The following is a 26,087-nucleotide window of genomic DNA, read 5'->3' on the forward strand; positions in this document are numbered from 1 at the left end:
TTAAAATAGAATTTTATGGAATAAAAATTAGATAAATTGCTAATCGTTTATTAATAATTTTGACGACTAAGCTCCAAACCATTTGAGGCTTGGAGTTTAATTTTTAGGAGGAAATATGGCTGAAAAAATGGGAAATCTCAAGAGAACTAACTATTGCAATGAGATTTCAGAAGATATGATTTCAAAAGAAGTTACCTTAATGGGTTGGGTTGCAAAACAAAGATCACTTGGATCAATTGTTTTTGTCGACTTGAGAGATAGAAGCGGAATTGCACAAATTGTTTTTGACGATAGTTCATCAGATGAACTTTTAGAAAAGGCATCTCACCTTCGTGGGGAATTTGTAATTGCTGTTAAGGGAACTATTCGCATGAGATCTTCAATAAATGAAGAATTGGAAACTGGTAGGGTTGAAGTTCTAGCAACAGAACTCAAAATTTTAAGTGAATCTGAAGTTCCACCAATTTATGTCAAAGATAATGACAATGTATCAGAAAATATGAGATTAAAATACAGGACACTTGATCTTAGAAAGCCAAGCATGCAAAAAAATCTCATGATTCGTTCAAAAATTTATAAAATCACTCGTGACTTTTTCTATGACAATGGATTTATTGAAGTTGAAACACCAATGCTCACAAAGCCAACTCCTGAAGGAGCAAGAGATTATTTAGTTCCAAGTAGAGTTAATCCAGGGGAATTTTATGCACTTCCTCAATCACCACAACTTATGAAACAACTTTTAATGGTTTCTGGTTTGGATAGATACATTCAAATTACTAAGTGTTTTAGAGATGAAGATTTAAGAGCAAATAGACAACCTGAATTTACTCAAATTGATATGGAACTTAGCTTCGTAACTGAAGAAGATGTTATGTCTATAAATGAAAAATATCTTCAAACTTTATTTAAAGAAATTATAAATAAGGACATAGAACTTCCTATAAAGAGAATGAAATATTCTGAAGCTATGGATAGATTTGGAGTTGATAAGCCAGACTTAAGATTTGGAATGGAACTAAAGAATATTTCAGATATTGTAAAAGATTGCGGTTTTAAAGTATTTGAAGGTAATACTGAAAAAGGAAAGAGCGTTAGAGGAATTAAAGTCGATGGAGGAAGTGATTTTTACTCCAAAAAACAAGTTAAAAAATTAGAATCCTTTGTAAAAGATTTTAAAGCTATGGGTCTTTCTTGGATAAGAGTCGATGAAGAAATTGACTCTCCAATTGCAAAATTCATATCAGAAGATAAAATGAATGAAATTATTTCTTTCTTTGATGCAAAAAAAGGAGATTTAATTTTAATATTGGCCGATAAGAATTCTGTAGTTTATAGTGGACTTGGAAATCTTCGTAACAAAATTGCAAGAGATATGGATTTAATTGATGATGACGATTATAAACTTGTTTGGATTACAGAATTCCCTCTATTTGAATACGATGAAGAAGAAGGAAGATATGTTGCAATGCACCATCCTTTCACTAGTCCATTAGACGAAGATGTTGAAAAATTAGTATCTGATAAGGAAAATGCTAGAGCAAAAGCTTATGATATCGTAATAAATGGTGATGAAATGGGCGGGGGAAGTATAAGAATTAACGATCCTGAAGTTCAAGAAAAAATGTTTGAAGCCTTAGGATTATCAGAAGAAGAAGCAAAAGAAAAATTTGGATTCCTTCTTGAAGCCTTTAAATATGGAGCTCCACCACATGGAGGTCTAGCTTATGGTTTAGATAGATTAGTAATGTTATTTACTAAGGCAAAGAGTATAAGAGATGTAATAGCCTTCCCTAAGACTCAAGCCGCAACTTGCTTACTAACAGGTGCACCAACAGGACTTACAGAAAAACAATTAGAAGAAGTTCATATTAAAGTTATAGAAGATTAAGAAAAGGTGATTTTATGGAAAGTATTGGAATTGTAAAAGCTAAAAATAATAATAAAATTTTTGTAGAATTTACAAGAGAAAGTGCGTGTGGAGAGTCTTGCGAATCTTGTAATGCTAAATGTGCAGAATCAGAACAAGAACTTTTTGAATTTAATAATACTATATCTGCTGAAGTTGGTGATATTGTAAAGATTAAGACAAATGACAAGTCTGTGCTTTCTTATAAGTTTTTAGTTTATGGATTACCTTTACTACTTTTTATGTCATCAATTTCTATTTCCTATTATATTTTTAATAGGTTTGGTCTTTTAAATAAGGACTTAATGTCTTTAATAGTGGGGATTTTATCTTTTGTAATTTCTTTTATAATTTTGAGAAAAGTAGATAGTAGATTTGGACATATAAGTGGTTCTAGCATTCTTCTTGAAAAAATGTAGGTGAAAGATGAAAAACAAAAATTGGAAAAAAGTTCTCTATATTTTTTCAATAGTAGTTCTTATCTTGTCATCTATCTTCTTTTTATATTCATTGGCTAACAAAAAGTTTTCATCTAAGTTAATAGAAGAAAACAAAGCTTTAAAAGAAGATATATCATCTCTTGAAAGAGAGTCACAAAAGCTTGATAAAGATATTGAAGACTTGGAGATTGAATTTAATTTAAAATCTCAAGAGTTTTATGAAAAATATGGATATCAATTTGAATCCAATAGATCTAATGAAATTTTAAAATTAGAAGAAGAATATATTAATAAAAACAAAGAAATAAAATCAGAAATAAAAGATAGGCTAAAAGCTTATGGTGCTTATTTTGATTCAAATATTTATGATAAAGAAAATTACGACAGATCAGTAAATGATTTTTTAGTTCTTAGTCAAGAAAAAAATCTTGAAAAGCATAAAAATATTTATGATGAATTAGAAATTGATGATCTTCTAAAAGATACTGATGGATTTGTATCTTATTTAATAAAAAACAACAAAAATTCGCAGGAACTTAATTTCTTTGTTTTCTATGCATCTATCTATTCTTCTAGTATTTATAATTTTATAAATGATGATAAAGCACCTCTTTCTGAAGTTTATGTAGATATAAATAATCTATTAAATATTTATAAGGAAATGGAAAAAAGATCTTATAAGACAGGTGAACTTTCTTCTGAAAATTTAGTTTATTTAAAAAAATTTATTGACGAAAAAATTCCTGAATATTATAAAAATTATGGAATTATAAAATCCTTGGAAAAGAGTGGTAAGAGTGAATAAAAATATAAAATTTGTTTTTTCCATAATATTTATTGGAATAAGTATTATTTTTTCTTTTCTTGGATTTTCTAATTTGAGAAATATAAATTCTTCATATTTTAATTTGACAAGAGAAAATTCATCTTTAATTGAGAAAAAGAATAAAAGTGAAGAAAAGCTTAAAGTTTTAAAGCAAGATATTAATTCAAAGCATTCAAAGTTAGATGTAATAAAAAATGAAATTAAAAAAATAGATATTTTAAAGAATAAATCTCAAGATATTCAAAACTTTAATAAAGAAATTGGTGATTCTTTAATAAAATTTGAAAATATGAATTTTGATAATTCTTACAAAATTTCTAAAGAAAAAATAAATAATTTTGAGCTATTAAAAGGTAATTTTATTGACAAAGATTTAAGTTATGAAGATATAAATTCAAATTTAATGTTAATGCCCTTTATTGTAAATTCTAACTATGATTATGATTTAAATAGGGCAATTGGAAAACACAATATAAAATCTTTTCAAAATCTTGGACTTGTGAATTATTTAATAAATGGCGATAATTATATGCTAAAGTCAATTTTATTAAATGATTCATCAAAGGTAAATAAATTAAAAGATGAGAAAGAAAATATTTTAATTAAAAAAAATAGTCTTCTCAATATTTCTGAAAATATTTATGCTGCGGATTTTTCTGCAAAAAAGAATAGGGAAGTATCTTTAAAAGAAAATCAAATAGATGAAGAAAAAATCAAGGCTGAAAATGAAGAAGATATTTTAAATGCACTTTGTCTTGATATTTTAAATTCATCATCTAATTACTTAAAGGGATTTAGCATTATTAGAGAAAATGACTTAAATAAATTAAAATATGGCGATAAAATTTTAATGACAGAAAAAATAGAAGATAATAAAGTGATTACAAATTACTACAAGGGTGTGGATAAGGAAGCCTACACTATATCTGAAGAAAAAGAATAAATTGCTGCTTCTATAAAAACGGGAGAAAAATGAAAGAACAATTAATTAGAATTAATTATAATGGCAAGGAAATAATTTTAATACCCACTGCTCACGTATCTCAAGAGAGTGTTAATTTAGTTAGAGAAACTATAAAAGAAGAAAATCCTGACTCTATTTGCATTGAACTTGACGAGCAAAGATATAAGAATTTAAAAAATCCTGATGCTTGGAAAAATACAAATATTATTGATATTATAAAAGAAAAAAAAGTTACACTTTTGATTGCAAACTTAATTCTTTCATCTTATCAAAAAAATATTGCGAAAAAACTAAAGACAAAACCTGGCCAAGAAATGATGGAAGGGATGAAAGCTTCTGAAGAAATGGGGATTAATTTAGTCTTGGCAGATAGAAGTATCCAAACTACTTTTATGAGAATTTGGAGAAAAATGGGATTTTTTGAAAAAATTAAATTATTTTTCTCTTTAATGTCAATTGACGATGAAGAAGAAGTTTCAGAAGAAGATCTACAAAGGTTAATTGAGAGAGATAATCTTGAACTTGCTATTGAAGATATGGGTAAAGATTATCCGCAAATAGCAGCAACACTTCTGCATGAAAGAGATAAATACTTAGCATATAATATTAAAAATGCACCAGGGAAAAAAGTAATTGCAATTCTTGGAGCAGCTCATACTCCAGGTGTGGAGGAAGAAATTTTTAAAGAACAAGATGTTTTAGAGCTAGACAAAGTTCCTCCAAAAACTTTTTGGGGGAAAATACTTCCTTGGATTATACCAATTTTGATTGTAATTTTAATTGCCTTAGGATTTAAACAAAATATGGACACAGGTATAAGTCAAATTAAATCTTGGTTTTTATTTAATTCTGTTTTTGCAGCAATTTTTACAGCCTTGTGTTTGCCACATCCTTTGAGTATTTTAACAGCTTTTGTAGCAGCACCTTTTACTTCAATAAATCCAGTACTAGCATGTGGATGGTTTGCTGGTTTAGTTGAAGCAAGCTTAAAAAAGCCAACAGTTGAAGATGTAAACAATATACCAGATGATATTTTTAATATAAAAAGTTGGATTCACAATAAGTTTTTAAAAGCACTTTTAGTTGTTATCCTGGCAAATTTAGGTTCCTCTATTGGCACAATAATTGCTGGAAGTAAAATTATTCAAAGTATAATATAAAATTTAATAACTTTTAAAGTCTGTGAGTTTAAACTTGCAGGCTTTTTTGTTTTGTTAAAAAGTTTTAACAAAAATTATTTCTTACTGATATAATTAAGTCAAATATAAATTAGAATTTTATAGGAATTAGTCTTAACAAAGCTTTCATTAAAAATTCACAAATTTCTAATATAATAAGGTCGGTGATAAGATGTTTAAAATTTTAGTGGTGGATGATGAAAAAAGCATAAGAGAAGTAATAAGGACTTATGCAGAGTTTGAAGGGCATGAAGTAGTTGAAGCTACAGATGGTCTTGATGCCATAGATAAGGTTCGTGAAGAAGACTTTGATGTAATAGTAATGGACATAATGATGCCAAGACTAGATGGTTTTTCATCATATAAAGAGATAAAAAAAATAAAAAATATTCCAGTTCTCATGTTGTCAGCTAGAAGTGAAGAGTATGATAAATTATTTGGCTTTGAAATTGGAATAGATGATTATGTAACAAAACCCTTTTCTCCAAAAGAATTGATGGCAAGATTAAATGTTATTGTAAATCGAAATAATAAGGTCGAAGAAAATAATACCATGGAATTTGAAGGTTTAAAAATAGATTTAGATGGAAGGGTTGTATTTGTAAATGACGAAATGGTTGAGCTCACTCCAAAGGAATACGACCTTTTAGTTTATATGGTAAAAAATAAAAATATAGCTCTTTCTCGTGACAAACTTTTGAACCAAGTTTGGGGTTATGATTTTTATGGTGAAGACCGTACTGTAGACACACACATAAAAATGCTTAGAAATTCAATAAAAGAATATAGAAAATTTATAATTACGGTAAGAGGAGTGGGATACAAGTTTGATACAAGAAATTAAAGAAATAAGGAGAATAAAAATTGACAAAAATAGCATTCTATTCAAATTGTGGAAATATTTTGTCTTTTTTGCCGGACTAATTTTAATTTCTATTTGGCTTTTTCAAACAGTTTTTCTTTCTAGTTTTTATGAAACAATGAAAATTCGTGAAGTAACTAAGGTGGGTAATGAACTTAGAAACGAATATAGATCTCAAGATTTTGAAACAAAATTATCTAATTACGCTAATACAAAGGGACTAGAAATTAAAGTTCTAGATGAAAATGGTGCCTGGGTTTTTCCTTTAAGACTTTTTGATGAATTTGTTGAAAGACCAAGAATGATTTGGGAAAATTTTGATAAATTTTTTGGATCTTTAAGTAGGGATAATAGGACTTATAAAATTTATACAGTTAGGTATGAAAATTTAAAGGATCCATCAATAATTTATGCAGGATATCTAGGAAAGACTGATGGTGAAGATTATTATCTTTACATCAACTCAGTTTTAAAACCAGTTGATGCCACTGTAGACGTAATAAGAAGAATACTTATAATAATTTCTTTCTTAGCACTTATATTTGCGTCTATTACTGCATATTTTGTATCAAAAAGACTTTCAAGGCCCCTTGTTAGGATGTCAAATACTGCAAAAGAACTGGCCAAGGGGGATTATAAAGTACAATTTAGAAAAGGTGAGTATACAGAGATTGATGATTTATCCAATACTCTTAACTATGCAAAAAATGAACTTACAAAGACTATAGAAATGAGAAAGGATTTAGTAGCCAATGTAAGTCATGATTTAAAGACTCCTTTAACGGTCATAAAATCCTATGGAGAAATGATTAGAGATATATCTGGTCCAAATGAAACACTTAGAAATAAACATTTAGAAACTATTATTAGCGAAACAGATAAATTAACTGCTCTTGTAAATGATCTATTGGATTTATCGAAAATTGAGTCAAACTTAGAAGAAATTAAAAAAGAAAACTTTGATTTAAAAGAAGCTGCAAATGAGGTACTCGATAGATTTAAAATAAATCAAAATTATTCTGATTATACTTTTGAAACAGATTTCAGCGGTGATACTAGAATTTTGGCAGATAGGTCCAAGATTAACAGAGTTATTTATAATTTAATTAACAATGCAATAAATTATTCTCCTGTTAACAAAAATATAAAAATTATTGTTAAAGGAGATAAGGACAAAACAGAGTTTCACTGTATAGACAAGGGGATTGGAATAAGTGAAGACGATGTAAATGGAATTTGGGATAGATTTTATAGAGTGCGTGACAATCACACAAGACCTGAAATAGGGACTGGACTTGGACTTTATATAGTAAAAACAATTATGGAACTTCATGGATTTGAATATGGTGTAAATTCAAAATTAGGTGAGGGTTCAGACTTTTACTTTATAGGACAAAAATAATTTAATAAAAGATTATAATCGACTAGAAATAGTCGATTTTTTCGTGCAAAAATTTCAAAAAAGTAATCATAAAGTTTGAATATTTACAAAAAGATTTTAAAATATTGTATTTTATAAAAACATTTTTTAATTTGAAAAGAATAAAAAGGGCCCTTAGTCCTATTTTTTGAAAACTAATTAAAACACTAGAATATGGCAACTTTGTGTAGTAAAATTAAGTTAGGTGGAACAAAGTGGTGTAAAAAATAGTTAAAATGGAATAAAGTGGAGAATAAAATGTTAATTGGTGAATTCAAACACAATCTCGATCCAAAGGGGAGAGTTACAATTCCATCAAAATTTAGAGAAGACCTTTCTGTTTTTGTAATGACGAAAGGTTTGGATGACTGTCTATTTTTATACCCAAAAGACCAATGGGAAAAGATTGAGAATAAATTAAAGGAACTACCAATGACTAATAAGGCCGTTCGTTCCTTTGTGAGAACATTTTTCTCTGGTGCTGTTGATTGTGAACTTGATAAGCAGGGAAGAGTTTTAATTGCAGAAAATTTAAGGGATTATGCAGACCTTATTGATAAATGTGTAATTATTGGTCTTTCTAATCGTGCTGAAATTTGGTCTGAAGAAAAATGGAATAAATATAATGAAGAAGAGGCTCTATCCTATGAAGAGCTTGCAGAAAAAATGTCGGAGTTGGGAATATAATGGAATTTGCACACAAAAGTGTTCTTTTAAAAGAAACAATTGAAGCATTAAATGTAAGAGAGGGAAAAATATATCTTGATGGAACTCTTGGCGGTGCAGGACATAGCCTTGAGATTTTAAAAAAATTAGATGGTAGTGGTCTATTAATTGGAATAGATCAAGATAAAGAAGCTCTTGAAGTTGCTAAAAATAGATTATCCGACTTTAAAAATGTTAAATTTTTCAACTTAAATTATGTTGATTTTGAAAATGCTCTTGACGAACTTGGAATTGATAAAATTGATGGAGTATTACTAGACATTGGTGTTTCTTCTTATCAATTTGACAATCCTAAGAGAGGGTTTTCCTATAGATTTGATGCTCCACTTGATATGAGGATGGACCTTGATTTAGAGATTTCTGCAAAAGATATTGTAAATACATATAGCGAAAGCGAAATTACAAAAATTATTAAGGATTATGGAGAAGAAAATTGGGCAGCAAGGATTGCCAAATTTATTGTAGATGAGAGAAGAGAAAAAAGTATTGAAACCACTTTTGAATTAGTGGAAATTATTAAAAAAGCTATCCCAGCTGGAGCCAGGAGAAATGGACCTCATCCTGCAAAAAGAACTTTTCAAGCTTTAAGAATTGAAGTCAATAAGGAACTTGATGTTTTAAAGGATTCCATTGAAAGATTTGTCAGTAGACTAAATCCTGGAGGAAGGATTGCTATTATAACATTTCATTCTTTAGAAGATAGAATTGTAAAAAATGCCTTTAAATACTTAGAAAAGGATTGTATATGTCCTCCATCTTCTCCAATATGTACATGTGACAAGAAAAAAGAAATAAAAATTATTACTAGAAAACCGATTACTGCTACAGAATATGAGTTAAAAGAAAATAATAGATCTCATTCAGCAAAACTACGAGTTGCCGAAAAATTAGAGGTGTAAAATGGCAAAAAAATTAACTAAAATTTCAAATAATAGTTATAATATATATAAGAATAGACTTTTAAGAAATAAGCCTTTTATTTTTACAATGGCAATTGTGATAATTATTTTTGCTGCGATTTTAATTTTGTATTCACAAGTTGCAGGTCTAGATAGAGAAATTTTAAGACAAAAGGCTGAAATCGAAGAATTAAATAAAACAAAAACAACTCTTGTAGGCGATATTAAAGCTGTAAAGTCTTCTGCTCAAATAGCAGAAGAAGCAATGTATAAACTTGGAATGGTTTATCCTTCTGAAGACCAAATTGTCTACATTGATTCAGGGGAAGAAGAAAATTTGGGAGATATAAATTATAATGTATTTTTGAGTCCAATTGTTTCTGTCCTCAGATCTTTTACAAGAGATTAGGAGGATTTAATTGAAAAATAATAAAAATAAAGCTAGAGATAGAAATAGGAAAAATGGATTTAGGGCTAAGACGAAAAATGCCAATAGATTCATATTTGTATTTTTTATCTTTCTAGCTTTTTTGTTTGTAATATTAATAGGAAAACTTCTTTGGATACAAATTGTTCAATCTGAAGAATTGACTATATCTGCTTTAAATCAACTTACTAGGACAGAAGTAATAAATTCTAATCGTGGAATAATCTATGACAGAAATAATAAAGAAATGGCAATTAACGTTACAAAATGTAATGTTTTTTATAATATGGATTATTTAAAAGAGAATAAGAATGAAAGTAAAAGTGATTTCAAAGAGAGAAAAGAAAAACTTTATGATGAAGATGCTAAGATAATTTCTGATGTTACAGGAATAGAGTATGATGAAATACGATCAAAAATGGAAGGCGATAAGGTCGTTAGACTTGCTACTAATATTGAACGAGGCAAGGCTCAAGAGTTAAAAAATATTAGAGGAAAAATTATTGATGAAAACAAAAAAAATAAAAATAATTTTAAATCTAATCTCATAGCTATGTCTATTGATGATGTGACAAGAAGACTATATCCTTTTAACAATCTTGCTTCATTTATTATTGGTTTTACTAATGATGAGAATGTAGGACAGTACGGTATTGAGGCATCTTATGATGAAGAACTTTCAGGTATATCAGGAAAAAGTGTTTCTTTAAAAGATAACGCATCGAATAAAATTCCTCTAACAGATGAAGAAACTTATGCACCAAAGGAAGGATATTCAGTAGTACTTTCTATAGATTCGAATATACAACAGTTTGCTGAAACAGCAGCTATAAATGCAAAAAAAGAAAATGAAGCTGACAAGGTTTCAGTTATAGTTCAGGATACTATGACTGGAGAAATCTTGGCAATGACAACTAAGGACGACTACAACCTAAATGATCCGAGAGCTCCTTTAAACGAGAAGCAAGAAGAAGTTTGGGATGATTTAAGTGAAGAAGAAAAGATGGAAATCCTCTATGATAATTGGAGAGATTTTAATGTCAATGACCAATACGAACCAGGTTCCACATTTAAACTTATAACTGCAGCTGCAGCTATTGAAGAAAATACATCGCAACCAGATTCACAGTATTCCTGTGCCGGAGCTATGGTAATTGGAAATAATAGGCTAACTTGTACAAGTCACAGCAGAGGAAAAAAGAGTCTTGCGAAGGCTATTGAAGAATCTTGTAATATGACTATGATTCAAGTCGGTCAAGGACTTGGACCAGAGAAATTTTTAAAGTATATAAAAGCATTTGGATTTGGAAGAAAAACTGGAATTGAATTATATGGTGAGTCAACAGGAATTATACCAAGTTCTGCTGATAATATAAGTAAAGTAAATCTTGCAACAATGTCCTATGGTCACTCAATAGCAGTTTCACCACTGCAATTAGTAAATGCTGTTAGTGCTATTTCCAATGGAGGTTATTTAAATAAACCAACTTTAATAAAAGAAATGGTGGATGCAAATGGAAACATTGTAGAAAAAAAGAGAACAGAACTTAGAAGAAGAGTAATATCAGAAGAAACATCTGATAAGATGAAGTCAATGATGAGAAGGGTAGTTGAGAGTGGTACTGGTAAAAAAGCTCAAGTTCCTGGATATATCGTTGGAGGAAAATCTGGTACAGCGAATATTGCAACTCCTACTGGATATCTAGAAGCATATAACTCATCATTTGTTGGAGTAGCTCCATTAAATGATCCTAGATTAACAGTTCTTGTAGTTGTAAATAATCCAAAAGGTGGAATTCTTGGTGGTGCTGTTGCTGCTCCAGTAGTTCAAGAAATTTTGAGTAAGTCACTTAACTATATGAAAATTCAAAAAACTGAAGAAGTTGATGAAAAAGATGAATTTGTATCAGTTCCAGATGTTGGAGCTTTACTTCTTGAAGATGCAGGAAAAATTCTTTTGGATACAGGTTTGAAGTTTAATACAAATGCAGAAACTGTACTTCCATATTCAGTTGTTACTAATCAAAGTCCATCTGCTGGTTCTTATGTATTAAAAGATACAATAGTTGATCTTGCAGTAAATGATAAGGACAGTGGTATTTTAATAATGCCCGACTTGAGCAGAAAAACTAGAAAAGAAAGCCAATCTATTTTAAATTCAATGAATTTAGAGTATAATATCAAGGGAAATGGCGACTTTATATCACAAAGTCCAAGACCAGGTCATAAATTAAGTGGAAGTGAAAAGATAACACTTAACTATTCACGTAGGGACGAAGAAAAAGAAAATTCCAGCAAAATGTACAATATGGATTCAAATAACAAGTCTAATAATAGTTCTAATGAAAAGGACAAGGAGACTAAAAATCTCAATGAAGATGAAGATAAAATAAAAAATAGAAAATCAAAAACAAAAGATTTCAATAAAAATTCAAATGATAACAAGAGTTTAAAAGAAGAAAAGGATAATAGTAAAAGGAATTAGGTTTATAGTACAATGAGTTATTTAGTTAGTATAGTTTTAGGAATAGTTTTTTCCTTAATTTTTGGGAAGATTATGATTCCAATTTTGAAAAGTTTGCACGCAGGACAAAGCATAAGAGAAGATGGACCACAATCTCACTTAGTAAAAAGTGGAACACCGACAATTGGTGGGCTAATTTTTCTTGCATCAGTAATACTTGTAACATTAATCACTGTAAATTTTAAATTATCAGTTTTAATGATACTTTTTTCAACACTGGCATTTGGAACAGTGGGTTTTATTGACGATTATATTAAAGTTGTAAAAAAGAGAAATTTGGGATTACGTGCTTATCAAAAATTATTATTACAAATTTTAACTGCTGTAATTTTAATTATTTATCAATATAATTCTAAAAACATGGGAACAGATTTATATATTCCTTTCTTAAAAGATTATAGATCAATTGGATTTTTGTATGTTCCATTTATTATATTTGTAATTGTTGGAACTGTTAATTCTGTTAATTTGACTGATGGATTAGATGGACTTTCATCAAGCGTTACAATTATTTGTCTTTTATTTTTTAATGTTGTTGCTGTTAAATTTCAAAGATACGAAATTGCATTTTTCTGCCTTGCTCTTGCAGGGGCTCTAATAGGATTTTTATTTTACAATAAATATCCAGCAAAAGTGTTTATGGGAGATACTGGTTCTCTTGCTTTAGGGGGAGCAATTTCAGCAATAGCATTACTTTTAAATGTGCCTCTTATTTTGCCAATTGCTGGTGGAATTTATTTTATAGAAACTCTTTCAGTAATAATACAAGTTATTAGCTTTAAAACAAGAGGAAAGAGGGTATTCTTGATGTCACCGCTTCACCATCATTTTGAGCATAAGGGATGGCATGAGAGAAAAGTTGTTGCAGTATTTTCGTTAGTAGAACTTATACTTTGTATAATTTCTTACTTAATTTTATTTTAGGTGATTAAAGATGTTAGAAAACAAAAATATATTAATAATGGGTTTTGGAGTTACTGGTAAAAGTGCTTTAAAATTTTTAAAGGAATTTCCTTGCAAAATTTATGTATACGACAGCAATGAGGATTTACAAAAGTTAAATGTTGAAGAAGATTTTATTATTTTTAAAGAAGAAGATTTAGATAAAATTGACCTAATTGTAAAAAGTCCAGGAATCTATCCTTTCCACGAACTTCTACTAAAAGCTAGAGAAAAAAACATTGAAATAATTTCAGATATTGAAATTAGCTATAGAAATTTAAAAACAAAAAATGTAATAGCAGTAACAGGAACAAATGGAAAGACAACAACAACTACGATTATTGGAGACATACTAAAAAGAGTTTCCCAAACTTATGTAGTTGGAAATATTGGGAGGGGAATACTTGAAATAACAGGAGAAGCTAAAAGTGATGACTATCTTGTTATTGAAGCTTCATCTTTTCAATTGGAAGACACAATTGATTTTAAACCACATATTGCCCTTTTAACTTATGTGACAAGTGACCACTTGGATTGGCATAAGACTACAAAAAATTATGTTGATGCAAAGTTTAAAATATTTAAAAATCAAGATGAAAATGACTTTGCTATTTTAAATTATGAAAACAAGGAATTGGCAAAAGAATATAATTTAAAAGCAGAGAAATATTATTTTTCTATGGAAAAAATTTCTGATAAGGGAGCTTATGTCCAAGATGGAAAAATTTATTTTAATGATGGAAAAAATATCGAAGAAGTTTTAGATACAAAAGATATTAAAATTCCTGGAGACCACAATATAAAAAATATTATGGCTGCAATAATAGGATGTAAGCTTTTAAATATTGACCTTGATATAATAAAAAAATCAATAACTTCCTTCACTGGTGTTGAACACAGAATTGAATTTGTAAGAGAGCTAAGGGGAGTTAAATATTATAACGATTCCAAAGGAACAAATCCAGATTCAACTGAAGTTGCTGTAGCTGCTATGGACGGAGATGCAATACTTATTGCTGGTGGCTACGATAAGGGAGCAGAATTTGATGATTTAATTGAAAAATCTAAGGATAAAATAAAAACAGCAATATTATTTGGAGAAACTGCGGAAAAAATTTCTAAAGCTTGTAAAGAAAATGCCCTTGAATTTTATATCACAAAGGATTTAAATAAGGCTGTTGAACTTGCAGAAAAAATTTCTTGTGAAGGTGATGACGTACTTCTTTCACCGGCTTGTGCTTCTTGGGATATGTATAGCGATTATGAAGTAAGAGGTCAACATTTTAAAGATCTTGTCAAAGAGTTGGTTTAGATGAAGTTTAAAAAGGAAATAAAAGATATAGATTTAATGCTTTTACTTAGCATGATATTTCTAATTATTATTGGCCTAGTTGCTGTTACATCTGCATCCTTTCCTACTGCAAAAAAATACAATTTAAATAGTTTTCATTTTCTAATAAGGCAGGGAGCATTCCTAATTTTAGGGATTATATCAATGATCCTTATTATTAGAGTACCAAGAGGAGTAATATATAAAAATATAACTTGGCTATTTATATTAAGTGTAATATTAATACTATTATTGTGGACACCTCTTGGTTATAACAAAAATGGTCAAAGCAGGTGGTTGGACTTTAAAGTTATTCCACTTAAGTTTCAACCTTCAGACCTTTTAAAATTAACATCAATAGTTTTCTTATCAAAATATCTTTCTAGAAATATTTACACACTTAGAGAGCCAAAAAATTTTTTAATTGCAGTTGCAATAATGGGTATATCTGTTGGACCAATTATGATTAAAGACTTTTCAACAGCGGTTGTTATTGGAGTTTCACTATTTGCTATATTACTTGCAGCTGGAATAAATAAGAAACAATTTTTATTCTTAGTTGTTCTAGGAATAGCCCTTATATTTGTAATTTTAAAGGACCCAGAGAATGAATTTAGACTTAAGAGAATTTTTGGATTTGTCTCTGACTCAACAGACTACCAATCTTCAGCTCTTTATCAAGCTAGACAGTCTCTTTATGCCTTTGCCCTAGGTGGTTATTCAGGAGTAGGATTATTTAGATCAAGACAAAAATACACAAACTTGCCAGAAGCTTATACAGATTTTATTTTTTCTGTAATAGCTGAAGAATTTGGATTTATTGGAACTTTTATAGTAATATTATTATTTATAATATATATTTACAGAGGATACATGATTGCTTTTAAAGCTACAAATTATTTTGATAAATTTACAGCTATTGGGATGACTACTTATATTGGAATTCAAGCATTTTTTAACATGGGTGTTTGTGCAAAACTTCTACCAGTAACTGGTATAACTTTACCTTTTATTTCCTATGGAGGTACAGCACTTGTAATGGCAATTGTATCAACAGCTATTTTATTAAAAATTTCGAAAGAAGGCACTATATGAGATACATTTTATCTGGTGGAGGTACTGGAGGACACATTTATCCAGCACTTGCCATTGTAGAAGAAATTAAAAAACAAGACGAGGAAGCAGAAATACTTTATGTTGGTAAAAAAGATTCTCTAGAAGAAGAATTAGCCGACAAATATAATTTTGAATTTAAGGGAATAGATATTTCTGGACTTCCAAGAAAAAAATTAAATAAGGACACAGTTATAACTTTTTTCAATCTTATGAAGGGTTTGAGAGAGTGTAACAAGATAATAGATGATTTTAAACCTGATATTGTCATAGGAACAGGTGGATATGTTTGTGCGCCCATTGTATTTAAGGCGCAACAAAAGAAAATTAAGACAGTAGTTCAAGAACAAAATGCTTATCCAGGAAAGACAAATAAAATATTAGCTAAAAAAGCGGACTATGTCTTTATAAATTTTATGGAAGCAAAAAAATATTTAAACAATGACAATATTATATTTACTGGAAATCCAATAAGAGATGTTTTTTCTCATATTGACAGAAAAAAATCAAGAGAGAAATTAAATATAAAAGATAATGAAAAATTTGTTTTTTCTTTTGGCGGATCAGGTGGTCAAGAATCTACTAATGACGCTATACTAGAAATTTTAAATAATAAAAGTGATCTTCCCTTTAAACTCACTCACGTGACAGGAAGAGATCATTATGATTATTTTATGGAAAAAGCAGAAAATATTCCTGAAAATGTTGAAATTTTAGATTACACACACAAGGTATATGATTATTTATCAAGTGCTGATTTAGTTATAGCTTCATCATCAGCTATGACTCTTGCTGAAATTTCTGCTCTAGGTGTAGCATCTATATTAATTCCAAAGGCCTATACTGCAGGTAATCATCAATACTATAATGCAATGAGTTATAGCAACATGGGTGCTAGCAGAGTGATAGAAGAAAAAGATTTAAATGGAGAAACTTTATTAAAAGAAATAGAAGAAATTCTCGATAATGATGATGAGAGAAATAAGATGGCAGACAATTCAAAAAAACTTGCCAGTCCTGATGCTGTTTCAAAAATAGTTGATATTATTTTAAAGTGATTTTATGAAAAAGTTGGAAAAGAAAAAAAGAAAACTGAATAAAAAGAGAAGATATTTAAGAATTTTTAGCAGATTTTTTATATTTTTTTCCTTCATTTTTTTGATTATATTTGCTCTTAAAAATTCAAATTTTTTTAATGTAAAAAATATAAATATTGAGGGCAATAAGAATGTAAGTCAAGCTAAAATAAAAAAGGTATCAGCTTTAAAAAAAGGAAGCAAGTATTTTCTTGTATCAAAAAAAGATAGAGTGAAAAAGCTTGAGGCTATTCCTTATATTGAAGAAGCTAAGATTTCTTACAGTTTAAGTGGAAAAGTAAAAATTAAAATAAAAGAGAGAAGTCCATATTACCAAATGGAAGCCAGTGACTATCTATTGGTAGATGATAACTTTAGAATTTTAGAGAGTTCTGATAAAAAGAGAGACAATCTAGTAAACTTGTATGGCTTTAATGTTGATAACCCACAAGCAGGAAGTTATATTTTAACAAATAAGGATGAGGAAGAGAAAAGAAATCTTTTGTTAGAACTTAGAAAAGATGAATATTCTCTTCATGGAAATATTAGGGATATTGAACTGTTAGATTCCATTGCAACTTTTACAACAGTGGATGGTATAAAAATAGAATTTGGATCTTATAGCAATATTGAATATAAATTAAAAATGCTTTCCTTAATTTTAGAAGATATTAAAGATACAAATAAAAATGCTATTATCATTCAAATGGAAAAGGGTGAGAGCCCAATTTTAATAACTGATGGAGATAAAGAAGACAATAAGGATAAAGACAAAGACAAGTTGAAGAGAATAATAAAAGATTCAGATAACGAAAAAACTTATAAAGAAGTTAATAGGAAAGACGATAATTCAAATTAAAGACTTCATTTGACCTTTATATATTGACTATTTAGCAGTCTTTCTATAAAATGATAGTAATGAATATAAAAAAAATTTATTTAGTATATGAGGAGGATGTTTATGTTGGAATTCGATATGGACCAAGACGATTTTGCCAAGATTAAAGTAGTTGGCGTTGGTGGCGGCGGAAACAACGCTGTAAATAGAATGATTGACGCAGGTGTTAAAGGCGTAGAATTTTTAGTATTTAACACTGATAGACAAGCACTAAAGAATTCAAATGCTGAAACTAAAGTGCAACTTGGAGAAAAAATTACTAAAGGACTTGGAGCAGGAGCAAACCCTGAAATTGGTGCTCAAGCAGCTGAAGAATCTTTAGATGAAATTAGAGAAGCCTTAGATGACGCAGATATGGTATTTATCACTGCTGGTATGGGTGGAGGTACTGGTACTGGTGCAGCTCCTGTTATTGCAGATGTTGCAAAAGAACTAGGTCTACTTACTGTTGGTGTTGTTACAAAACCTTTTACATTTGAAGGAAGAAAGAGAGCAAAATCTGCTGAAATTGGTATTAATGCTCTTAAAGGAAAAGTTGATACATTAGTTATAATTCCAAATGACAGACTTCTAAGTATTGCAGATAAAAAGACAAGCTTCTCACAAGCCTTTGAAATGGCAGATGACATATTAAAACAAGGTATCCAAGGTATATCTGATTTAATTTCTGTACCAAATCTTATTAATCTTGACTTTGCCGATGTTAAGACTATTATGTATGATAAGGGCGTTGCTCACATGGGTATAGGACGTGCATCTGGTGATGACAGAGCTACAGAAGCAGCTAGACTTGCAATAAACTCTCCTCTACTAGAAACATCTATTGAAGGGGCAAAATCTGTTCTTCTTAATATTACAGCAGGATCAGATCTTGGTATCTTTGAAGTTAATGAAGCAGCTGATTTAATTAGAGACTGTGTATCTGAAGATGCAAATATTATCTTTGGTGCAGGTATTGATGAATCACTTAAAGATGAAGTTAAGATTACAGTTATTGCAACTGAATTTGATCAATATAAAGATGACAAAAAAGATAAGAAAATAGAAAATACACAAAAAAGTCCCATTGAATCTCTTGAAAATGATGATGAAGAAGATAATGGAGAACTTAAAATCCCTTCTTTCTTGAGAATTAACAGAAAGTAAGTTTATAATTAAGATTTTTGGACATTGGAAACAATGTCCTTTTTTTATGTCTAAATTTACTATACTAAAAAATATATTAAAATACAAAAATTTACCGTGAAAAACGTTTTAAAAGTAAATTTATAAGAAAAATATGTCAAATAATTGATTTTTCATGAATTAAAGTAAATATATTTGGCAATAAAAACATTTGCAAAAATTTTACGAAAAGATATTATTTATCACTTTATTACAGAGAAATCCCTTGAAATTCTAAAAAATATTAAACAAATGACAAAAAAATAAAAAGTGTTTTTTATTTAACAAATTTTTGTTATAATAAATCTTGCGAGAAAAAAAGGAGGAAAAAAAAGAATGAACATATCATTTAATTTAATGCAAACAGTAGGATTTGCAATCGTAGTTTACTACATAGGAAAATTTTTAAGACAAAAAATTAACTTTTTTCAAAAGTTCTGTGTTCCAGCTCCAGTAATTGGCGGATTTTTATTTGCAATTATTAGATTTTTATTAGAAGTGGGCGGAATCGCAACATTTGAATTTGATCAAGCATTACAAAACCCATTTATGATGGTATTCTTCACTGCAATTGGTGTAGGTGCAGACCTAGACACTTTGAAAAAGGGAGGAAAAGGATTTTTAATATTCTGGCTAATTTCAGCAATATTAGTTTTAGGTCAAGATACAATAGGCCTTGTTCTCGCAAAAGTCCTTTCTCAAAACCCACTTCTTGGTCTAATCTGTGGTTCAGTTACAATGGTAGGTGGACACGGTTCAGCTGGAGCTTGGGGAGGTACATTTGCCAACCTAGGTCTTGAAAATGCTAAGACATTTGGACTTGCAGCTGCAACATTTGGAGTTATTATGGGATCATTAATAGGTGGTCCAATTGGTTCAACTCTTATCAGAAAGAAAAATCTTTCAGGTAATGATAATAAAGCTTCAAATTATGATGACGTTTTAGAAAATCTTGAAGAAAACAATGCTGGAGAAGGTTACGAAAGAGTAGTTCCTCTTCAAGCAGGTGACTTCATTAAAGTTCTTGGACTTATCTTTGTTTCAATTGGTTTTGGTTCAATTCTACAAGAATTTATCAGAACTCATGTATCAATTATGGGTAAAGAATTAAACTTACCAGCTTATGTAACTTCAATGATCATTGCAGGTATCTTCGTTAATACAATTGGTAAACAAGGACCTCTTGCAGTTAATCAAAGAGCTAACTCAATTTGTGGAGACGTTGGACTAAATGTATTCCTAGTAATGGCACTAATTGACATCAACTTAATTGACCTTAAAGATGTTGCTGGACCAATGCTTATAATCTTATTTGCACAAACATTATTTATTGCTCTATTTGCTTACTTTATAACATTCTGGGCTATGGGTAAAAATTACGATGCTGCAGTTCTATCTGGTGGTATGTGCGGATTTGGTATGGGTGCAACATATAACGCACTTGCAAACATGGACTCAATTACTGAAAGATTTGGTCCATCTCCAAAGGCATACTTCATATTGCCAATGGTAGGAGCTTTTGCAATTGATATTACAAACTCAGTATTTATTACAATATTCTTAAATATTGCACAAAGCATTGCATAAAACATATTAAAAAAATAAGCTGAGCCTCAGGGCTTGGCTTTTTTTATGTTTACATATCAATTGATTAATAAAATTTTAAGTGATATTATTATTTAAAAGGTCCTTATAGGACCTTATTTAAATGAGGTGAAAATAATGAAATGCCCATTTTGCGGATACAATGATTCAAAAGTTTTAGATACAAGACCAACTGATGAAGGTAGCACAATAAGAAGAAGACGTGAGTGTTTAAATTGCAATAAAAGATTTACGACTTATGAAAAAATTGAACAGTCACCAATTATGGTAATAAAAAAAGATGGAAATAGACAGGCCTTCGACCGAGAAAAAATTATAAGAGGTATGATTAAGTCTTGTGAAAAAAGACCTGTTTCAGCGGCGGATATAGATGAAGCTGTAAATAATATAGAAAAGAAAATTGAAAATTCTATGAAAAAAGAGATTAGTTCTCTTGAAATTGGTGAAATGGTTATGGATGAATTAAAAGATTTGGACGAAGTTTCTTATGTTAGATTTGCTTCAGTTTATAGAGAATTTAAAGATTTACAATCTTTTGTTGATGAATTAGAAAATTTTGTGAAAAAGAAGAATTAATATGGACTTATTTGAACTTAGTATGCAAAAGAATTTAGAAAGTAAGGCACCTCTTGCTGACAGGATGAGACCAAGAAATCTTGAAGAATTTTTTGGACAAAGTCATATAATTGGAGATGGAAAATATCTTTCTAGGCTTATAAAAAGTGATAGATTAACTTCTGTATTATTTTATGGTCCACCAGGTGTTGGAAAGACAACTCTTGCAGAAATTATAGCGAGAAGCACAAATAAAAATTTTGTAAAATTATCAGCAGTAACTTCAAACTTAAAAGAACTTAGAGAAGTTTTAGCTAAAGCTGAAAATTCAATGAAGTATGACAATGTGTCTACAATTGTTTTTATTGATGAAATTCACAGATTTAACAAGACACAACAAGATGCACTTCTTCCCTTTGTTGAAAGGGGAATTATAAGTTTAATAGGTGCTACAACTGAAAACCCTTATTTTGAAGTTAATAAGGCCCTTCTTTCAAGAATGCAGATAATAAATTTATTGCCACTTGAAGATAAGGACTTAGAAGAAATGTTAAATAAAGCTTTAAGTGATAAAGAAAGAGCATTTGGAAATAAAAATATAGAAGTTACGGATTCTGCAAAAAAGATTTTAATTAAAAATTCTAATGGCGATGGAAGATATCTTTTAAATAGTTTGGAAATTGCAGTCCTATCAACTGATGAAGTTAGTGGGAAAATTTTAATTGATGAAGATGTTATAAAAAATTCTCTTTTAATTAAAAATGTAAAATATGATAAAAATAATAATGAGCACTACGACACAATATCAGCATTTATAAAATCAATGAGAGGGTCTGATCCTGATGCAGCGTTAATTTATCTTGCTAAAATGCTTGAAGGTGGCGAAGATATAAAATTTATTGCTAGACGACTTATTATTTTTGCATCAGAAGATGTAGGAAATGCAAATCCGCAAGCCATGGTAATTGCATCAGCTTGTTTTAATAGTATCAATGCAGTTGGTATGCCTGAAGCAAGAATAATTCTTGCACAGACAGCGACATATCTTGCTTGTTCTCCAAAATCAAATGCGTCTTATTATGGAATAAATAAAGCATTGGAGGATGTAAGAAAATCAAATAACATTGATATACCAAAATATATAAGAGATAAGAGAAATCCTCAAAATGAAACAGATGAAAAATATTTATATCCTCATGATTATGATGGGTCATATGTTGATCAAAAATATATGCCAGATAATTTTAAGGGAAGAAAATATTATGAACCAAAAGATATTGCTTATGAAATAAAAATAAAGGAATACTTAGACAGTTTAAAATGAGTTAAATTGACAAATAGAGGATTTAATTATATACTTAAACATTATGTAAGGAATTGAAAATTAGGAGGAATTATGTCAATTAGCATTAGAGATATTTTTAAAAATCCAGAAGATTTTTTAGATAAAGAAATAGTATTAAGTGGTTGGGTAAAAACATCTAGAGCATCAAAAAACTTTGGATTTATTGAACTTACTGACGGTACAGTTTTTAAACCAATCCAAGTTGTTTATGGTAAGGAACTAGAAAATTTTGATGAAGTGGAAAAGTTTCCAATAAGTTCTTCTCTAGAAGTTAGTGGAAAGGTTGTAAAATCACCAGGTAAAAATCAATCCTTTGAGCTTCAAGCAAATAAAATTGCTCCAATATGCTCATCAGATCCTTCTTATCCACTGCAAAAGAAGAGACATACAATGGAATATTTAAGAACAATAGCTCATCTTCGTCCAAGAGCAAATACATTTAATGCTGTTTTTAGAGTGAGATCTTTAATTGCTTATGCAATTCACAAATTCTTCCAAGAAAAAGGATTTGTTTACGTTCATGCTCCAATTATAACAACTTCTGATGCTGAAGGTGCAGGAGAAATGTTCCAAGTAACAACTCTTGATATTGATAGTATTGCTAAAGCTGAGCCAACTGAAGTGGATTACACAAAAGACTTTTTTAATAAGAAGACTCACTTAACTGTTTCAGGTCAACTAGAAGCTGAAGCTTTTGCTGAAGCTTTTAAAAATATCTATACTTTTGGACCTACATTTAGGGCTGAAAATTCAAATACTCAAAGACACGCAGCTGAATTTTGGATGATTGAACCTGAAATGGCTTTTGCAGATTTAAATGTAAATATGGATGTTTCAGAAGAAATGCTTAAATATATTATCACTTATGTTCTTGAAAATGCTCCACAAGAAATGGAATTCTTTAACAATTTTATTGACAAAGGTCTACTTGAAAGACTTCAAAATGTTGTCGACAATGAATTTGCAAGAATAACTTATACAGAAGCGATTGAAATTCTTGAAAAAGCTGATAAAGAATTTAACTATCCAGTTAGTTGGGGAATTGACCTTCAAACTGAACACGAAAGATATATAACAGAAGAAGTTTATAAAAAGCCAGTATTTGTAACAGATTATCCAAAAGAAATTAAAGCCTTCTATATGTATGAAAATGAAGACAAGAAAACTGTTGCAGCTATGGACCTTTTAGTTCCTGGCGTTGGAGAAATCATTGGTGGAAGTCAAAGAGAACACAGATACGATGTATTAGAAGAAAAGATGCAAAATATTGGCATGGACATGTCCAATTATGATTGGTATCTTGATTTAAGAAGATATGGTTCTGTTGTTCACTCTGGATTTGGACTTGGATTTGAAAGAGCAGTAATGTATATAACTGGAATGAAAAATATAAGAGATGTAATACCATTCCCAAGAACTGTTGGAAATGCTGAATTTTAGGAGTTAATATGGAAAAATATACACCAAGTGAAATAGAAAAAAAGTGGCAAGACTTTTGGGATGAACATGAATCCTTTGTATGTGAAAATAATTCTGATAAAGAAAAATTTTATGGACTAGTAGAGTTTCCTTATCCATCAGGACAAGGACTTCACGTTGGTCACCCAAGACCTTATACAGCTCTTGATATTGTTTCAAGAATGAAGAGAATGCAAGGTTATAATGTTCTTTATCCGATGGGATGGGATGCTTTTGGTCTTCCAACTGAAAATTATGCTATAAAAAATAAAATACATCCAGCCATTGTTACAAAAAACAATATTGAACATTTTAAAAATCAATTAAAATCAATAGGTTTTTCTTTTGACTGGTCAAGAGAAATAAATACAACAGACCCAGAATATTATAAGTGGACACAATGGATTTTCTTACAACTTTATAAACATGGTTTGGCTTACAAAAAAGAAATGCCAATAAACTGGTGCCCTTCATGTAAAGTTGGACTTTCTAACGAAGAAGTTGTTGGAGGAAAGTGCGAAAGATGTGGAGAAGAAGTTGTAAGGCGTGTTAAAAGTCAATGGATGCTAAAAATTACAGAATATGCAGATAGACTTATTAATGATCTTGATGATCTTGACTTCATTGACAGAGTAGTTACTCAACAAAAAAATTGGATAGGTAGAAGTGAAGGTGCAAGTATAAATTTTTCATTAAAGGATATTGACGAAAAGCTTGAAGTTTTCACAACAAGACCTGACACAATTTATGGAGCAACTTATATGGTAATAGCACCAGAACATCCTTTAATTGAAAAATATTCTGATAAGATTGAAAACTTAGATGAAATAAATGCATATAAAGGAGAATGTGCTAAGAAAAGTGAGTTCGAAAGAACAGAGCTTGAAAAAGATAAAACTGGTGTAGAAATTAAGGGAATTGTGGCAATTAATCCTCTTACAAAAAAAGAAATGCCAATTTGGATTTCAGATTATGTTCTTATGACTTATGGAACTGGTGCAATTATGGCTGTTCCAGCTCACGATGATCGTGACTACGACTTTGCAAAGAAATTTGGTCTAGAAATTATTCCTGTTATTGAAGGTTCAGATGTTTCAGAACATGCAAATACTGACACTGCAACTGGAAAAATGATAAATTCTGGAGTTTTAGATGGTCTTGAAGTAAAAGATGCCATCTCTAAAATGATTGAATACTTAGAAGAAAATAAACTAGGCGATAAGAAAATTAACTATAAATTGAGAGATTGGGTTTTCTCAAGACAAAGATATTGGGGAGAACCAATTCCAATAGTACACTGTGAAAAATGTGGTTATGTAGCTCTTCCTGAAGAAGAACTTCCACTTTTACTTCCAGAAGTTGAAAATTATGAACCAACTGATTCTGGTGAATCACCACTTGCTAAAATGACTGATTGGGTAAATACAACTTGTCCAAAATGTGGTGGTCCAGCAAAAAGAGAAACTGATACAATGCCTCAATGGGCAGGATCATCATGGTATTTCTTAAGATATACAGATCCTCACAATGAAAAGGCAATCGCAAGTAAAGAAGCTCTTGAATATTGGTTACCAGTAGATTGGTATAATGGTGGTATGGAACATACAACACTTCACTTATTATATTCAAGATTTTGGCATAAATTCTTATACGATATTGGAGTAGTTCCAACAAAAGAACCTTATCAAAAGAGAACATCTCATGGAATGATTCTTGGTAATAATAACGAAAAGATGTCTAAATCAAGAGGAAATGTTGTAAATCCAGATGATATTGTAAGGGATTACGGCGCAGATACACTTAGATGTTATGAAATGTTTATTGGTGACTTTGAAAAACCAGTACCTTGGTCTGAAAATGGCGTTAAGGGTTGTAGAAGATTCTTGGAAAGAGTTTGGAATCTTCAAGAAATTGTTGTTGATGGTGATGAATATAGTGAAGATTTAATTTCTGAAATTCACAAGACTATTAAAAAAGTTACTGAAGATTATGGAAATTTAAAATCAAATACAGCTATAGCACAACTTATGACTCTATCAAATGAATTTAATTCAATAGGAAAAATTACTAAAGAAGACTTTAGAACTTTCTTAATTTTATTAAATCCAGTAGCACCACACATCACAGAAGAATTGTGGCAAGTGTGCGATCTTGGAGGAATTCTTTCAGAACAAGCTTGGCCAAAATATATTGAAGAGCTTACTGTTGATAATGAAATAGAAATTCCAGTTCAATTTAACGGAAAAGTTAGATATACTGTTAAGATAGCGAGAGATGCGTCACAAGATAAGGTATTTGAAGTTGCTGAAAAAGATGAACTTTTTGCTAAGAATACTGAAGGTAAAAATGTAGTTAAGAAAATTTATATTCCAAATAAGATTGTTAACATAGTTGTAAAATAAAATGAGAAGCACTTTTTAGTGCTT

General features: G+C 29.7%; 22 protein-coding genes. All 22 read left to right on the forward strand.

Annotated features, from left to right (window positions below):
- Positions 1-115 precede the first annotated feature (115 nt).
- The 22 genes from aspS to leuS all read left to right on the forward strand — a co-directional run bounded on the left by aspS (position 116) and on the right by leuS (position 26,063).
- Positions 116-1,891, forward strand: coding sequence for an aspartate--tRNA ligase (gene aspS, locus BN3657_RS05905; protein ID WP_062552158.1), 1,776 nt, complete (start codon positions 116-118; stop codon positions 1,889-1,891).
- A gap of 14 nt (positions 1,892-1,905) precedes the next feature.
- Positions 1,906-2,328, forward strand: a complete 423-nt coding sequence (locus BN3657_RS05910) for a SoxR reducing system RseC family protein (RefSeq protein ID WP_062552159.1) — start codon at positions 1,906-1,908, stop codon at positions 2,326-2,328.
- Between the two features lie 7 nt (positions 2,329-2,335).
- Entirely contained in the window at positions 2,336-3,154 is an 819-nt protein-coding gene (locus BN3657_RS05915) for a hypothetical protein (RefSeq protein ID WP_062552160.1), read from the forward strand.
- Positions 3,147-4,118, forward strand: a complete 972-nt coding sequence (locus BN3657_RS05920; RefSeq protein ID WP_062552161.1) for a hypothetical protein — start codon at positions 3,147-3,149, stop codon at positions 4,116-4,118. The genes BN3657_RS05915 and BN3657_RS05920 overlap by 8 nt, the downstream gene beginning before the upstream one ends.
- A gap of 29 nt (positions 4,119-4,147) precedes the next feature.
- Positions 4,148-5,299: a TraB/GumN family protein gene (locus BN3657_RS05925; protein WP_062552162.1), complete on the forward strand. Its 1,152-nt coding sequence runs from the start codon at positions 4,148-4,150 to the stop codon at positions 5,297-5,299.
- A 190-nt stretch (positions 5,300-5,489) separates the two neighbouring features.
- The gene (locus tag BN3657_RS05930; RefSeq protein ID WP_062552163.1) at positions 5,490-6,161 is read left to right on the forward strand and encodes a response regulator transcription factor; all 672 of its coding nucleotides are present in this window, start codon (positions 5,490-5,492) and stop codon (positions 6,159-6,161) included.
- Positions 6,145-7,581: a sensor histidine kinase gene (locus BN3657_RS05935; protein WP_062552164.1), complete on the forward strand. Its 1,437-nt coding sequence runs from the start codon at positions 6,145-6,147 to the stop codon at positions 7,579-7,581. The genes BN3657_RS05930 and BN3657_RS05935 overlap by 17 nt, the downstream gene beginning before the upstream one ends.
- Before the next feature lie 276 nt (positions 7,582-7,857).
- Positions 7,858-8,286 (forward strand): division/cell wall cluster transcriptional repressor MraZ, encoded by a 429-nt coding sequence (gene mraZ / locus BN3657_RS05940; protein WP_019138174.1) that lies wholly within the window; start codon positions 7,858-7,860, stop codon positions 8,284-8,286.
- A complete protein-coding gene (gene rsmH, locus BN3657_RS05945) occupies positions 8,286-9,224 on the forward strand; it encodes a 16S rRNA (cytosine(1402)-N(4))-methyltransferase RsmH (RefSeq protein WP_062552165.1) in 939 nt (312 codons plus the stop codon). Before mraZ ends, rsmH begins: the two co-directional genes overlap by 1 nt.
- 1 nt (position 9,225) lies before the next feature.
- Positions 9,226-9,633 carry a septum formation initiator family protein gene (locus tag BN3657_RS05950; RefSeq protein WP_019138176.1) on the forward strand — a complete coding sequence of 136 codons (408 nt, stop codon included), beginning with the start codon at positions 9,226-9,228 and terminating at the stop codon, positions 9,631-9,633.
- A 10-nt stretch (positions 9,634-9,643) separates the two neighbouring features.
- Complete coding sequence (locus BN3657_RS05955; RefSeq protein WP_062552166.1) at positions 9,644-12,136, forward strand: penicillin-binding transpeptidase domain-containing protein; 2,493 nt, start codon at positions 9,644-9,646, stop codon at positions 12,134-12,136.
- Positions 12,137-12,148: 12 nt separating this feature from the next.
- Positions 12,149-13,099: a phospho-N-acetylmuramoyl-pentapeptide-transferase gene (mraY, locus tag BN3657_RS05960; RefSeq protein WP_040542229.1), complete on the forward strand. Its 951-nt coding sequence runs from the start codon at positions 12,149-12,151 to the stop codon at positions 13,097-13,099.
- Positions 13,100-13,109: 10 nt separating this feature from the next.
- Complete coding sequence (murD, locus tag BN3657_RS05965; protein WP_062552167.1) at positions 13,110-14,429, forward strand: UDP-N-acetylmuramoyl-L-alanine--D-glutamate ligase; 1,320 nt, start codon at positions 13,110-13,112, stop codon at positions 14,427-14,429.
- Positions 14,430-15,542 carry an FtsW/RodA/SpoVE family cell cycle protein gene (locus BN3657_RS05970; RefSeq protein WP_062552168.1) on the forward strand — a complete coding sequence of 371 codons (1,113 nt, stop codon included), beginning with the start codon at positions 14,430-14,432 and terminating at the stop codon, positions 15,540-15,542.
- Positions 15,539-16,618 carry an undecaprenyldiphospho-muramoylpentapeptide beta-N-acetylglucosaminyltransferase gene (gene murG / locus BN3657_RS05975; RefSeq protein WP_062552169.1) on the forward strand — a complete coding sequence of 360 codons (1,080 nt, stop codon included), beginning with the start codon at positions 15,539-15,541 and terminating at the stop codon, positions 16,616-16,618. Before BN3657_RS05970 ends, murG begins: the two co-directional genes overlap by 4 nt.
- Before the next feature lie 100 nt (positions 16,619-16,718).
- Entirely contained in the window at positions 16,719-17,495 is a 777-nt protein-coding gene (locus BN3657_RS05980) for a cell division protein FtsQ/DivIB (protein ID WP_230204190.1), read from the forward strand.
- Between the two features lie 102 nt (positions 17,496-17,597).
- Complete coding sequence (gene ftsZ / locus BN3657_RS05985) at positions 17,598-18,680, forward strand: cell division protein FtsZ (protein WP_062552171.1); 1,083 nt, start codon at positions 17,598-17,600, stop codon at positions 18,678-18,680.
- A gap of 354 nt (positions 18,681-19,034) precedes the next feature.
- Positions 19,035-20,285 carry a sodium/glutamate symporter gene (gene gltS / locus BN3657_RS05990; protein WP_062552172.1) on the forward strand — a complete coding sequence of 417 codons (1,251 nt, stop codon included), beginning with the start codon at positions 19,035-19,037 and terminating at the stop codon, positions 20,283-20,285.
- A gap of 135 nt (positions 20,286-20,420) precedes the next feature.
- Complete coding sequence (nrdR, locus tag BN3657_RS05995) at positions 20,421-20,879, forward strand: transcriptional regulator NrdR (protein ID WP_062552173.1); 459 nt, start codon at positions 20,421-20,423, stop codon at positions 20,877-20,879.
- 1 nt (position 20,880) lies between these two features.
- Entirely contained in the window at positions 20,881-22,182 is a 1,302-nt protein-coding gene (locus tag BN3657_RS06000; RefSeq protein WP_062552174.1) for a replication-associated recombination protein A, read from the forward strand.
- 72 nt (positions 22,183-22,254) lie between these two features.
- Positions 22,255-23,643, forward strand: coding sequence for an asparagine--tRNA ligase (asnS, locus tag BN3657_RS06005; protein ID WP_019138187.1), 1,389 nt, complete (start codon positions 22,255-22,257; stop codon positions 23,641-23,643).
- Positions 23,644-23,651: 8 nt separating this feature from the next.
- Entirely contained in the window at positions 23,652-26,063 is a 2,412-nt protein-coding gene (gene leuS, locus BN3657_RS06010; RefSeq protein ID WP_062552175.1) for a leucine--tRNA ligase, read from the forward strand.
- Positions 26,064-26,087 lie beyond the last annotated feature (24 nt).

The organism is Peptoniphilus phoceensis (assembly GCF_001517665.2).
GTDB lineage: Bacteria > Bacillota > Clostridia > Tissierellales > Peptoniphilaceae > Peptoniphilus_A > Peptoniphilus_A timonensis.

What these genes read in the sequence shown, in the direction of transcription:
- aspS (WP_062552158.1), top strand. Translation starts at nt 116, where the DNA reads ATGGCTGAAAAAATGGGAAATCTCAAGAGAACTAACTATTGCAATGAG.
- BN3657_RS05910 (WP_062552159.1), top strand. Translation starts at nt 1,906, where the DNA reads ATGGAAAGTATTGGAATTGTAAAAGCTAAAAATAATAATAAAATTTTT.
- BN3657_RS05915 (WP_062552160.1), top strand. Translation starts at nt 2,336, where the DNA reads ATGAAAAACAAAAATTGGAAAAAAGTTCTCTATATTTTTTCAATAGTA.
- BN3657_RS05925 (WP_062552162.1), top strand. Translation starts at nt 4,148, where the DNA reads ATGAAAGAACAATTAATTAGAATTAATTATAATGGCAAGGAAATAATT.
- BN3657_RS05930 (WP_062552163.1), top strand. Translation starts at nt 5,490, where the DNA reads ATGTTTAAAATTTTAGTGGTGGATGATGAAAAAAGCATAAGAGAAGTA.
- mraZ (WP_019138174.1), top strand. Translation starts at nt 7,858, where the DNA reads ATGTTAATTGGTGAATTCAAACACAATCTCGATCCAAAGGGGAGAGTT.
- rsmH (WP_062552165.1), top strand. Translation starts at nt 8,286, where the DNA reads ATGGAATTTGCACACAAAAGTGTTCTTTTAAAAGAAACAATTGAAGCA.
- BN3657_RS05950 (WP_019138176.1), top strand. Translation starts at nt 9,226, where the DNA reads ATGGCAAAAAAATTAACTAAAATTTCAAATAATAGTTATAATATATAT.
- mraY (WP_040542229.1), top strand. Translation starts at nt 12,149, where the DNA reads ATGAGTTATTTAGTTAGTATAGTTTTAGGAATAGTTTTTTCCTTAATT.
- murD (WP_062552167.1), top strand. Translation starts at nt 13,110, where the DNA reads ATGTTAGAAAACAAAAATATATTAATAATGGGTTTTGGAGTTACTGGT.
- BN3657_RS05970 (WP_062552168.1), top strand. Translation starts at nt 14,430, where the DNA reads ATGAAGTTTAAAAAGGAAATAAAAGATATAGATTTAATGCTTTTACTT.
- murG (WP_062552169.1), top strand. Translation starts at nt 15,539, where the DNA reads ATGAGATACATTTTATCTGGTGGAGGTACTGGAGGACACATTTATCCA.
- ftsZ (WP_062552171.1), top strand. Translation starts at nt 17,598, where the DNA reads ATGTTGGAATTCGATATGGACCAAGACGATTTTGCCAAGATTAAAGTA.
- gltS (WP_062552172.1), top strand. Translation starts at nt 19,035, where the DNA reads ATGAACATATCATTTAATTTAATGCAAACAGTAGGATTTGCAATCGTA.
- nrdR (WP_062552173.1), top strand. Translation starts at nt 20,421, where the DNA reads ATGAAATGCCCATTTTGCGGATACAATGATTCAAAAGTTTTAGATACA.
- BN3657_RS06000 (WP_062552174.1), top strand. Translation starts at nt 20,881, where the DNA reads ATGGACTTATTTGAACTTAGTATGCAAAAGAATTTAGAAAGTAAGGCA.
- asnS (WP_019138187.1), top strand. Translation starts at nt 22,255, where the DNA reads ATGTCAATTAGCATTAGAGATATTTTTAAAAATCCAGAAGATTTTTTA.
- leuS (WP_062552175.1), top strand. Translation starts at nt 23,652, where the DNA reads ATGGAAAAATATACACCAAGTGAAATAGAAAAAAAGTGGCAAGACTTT.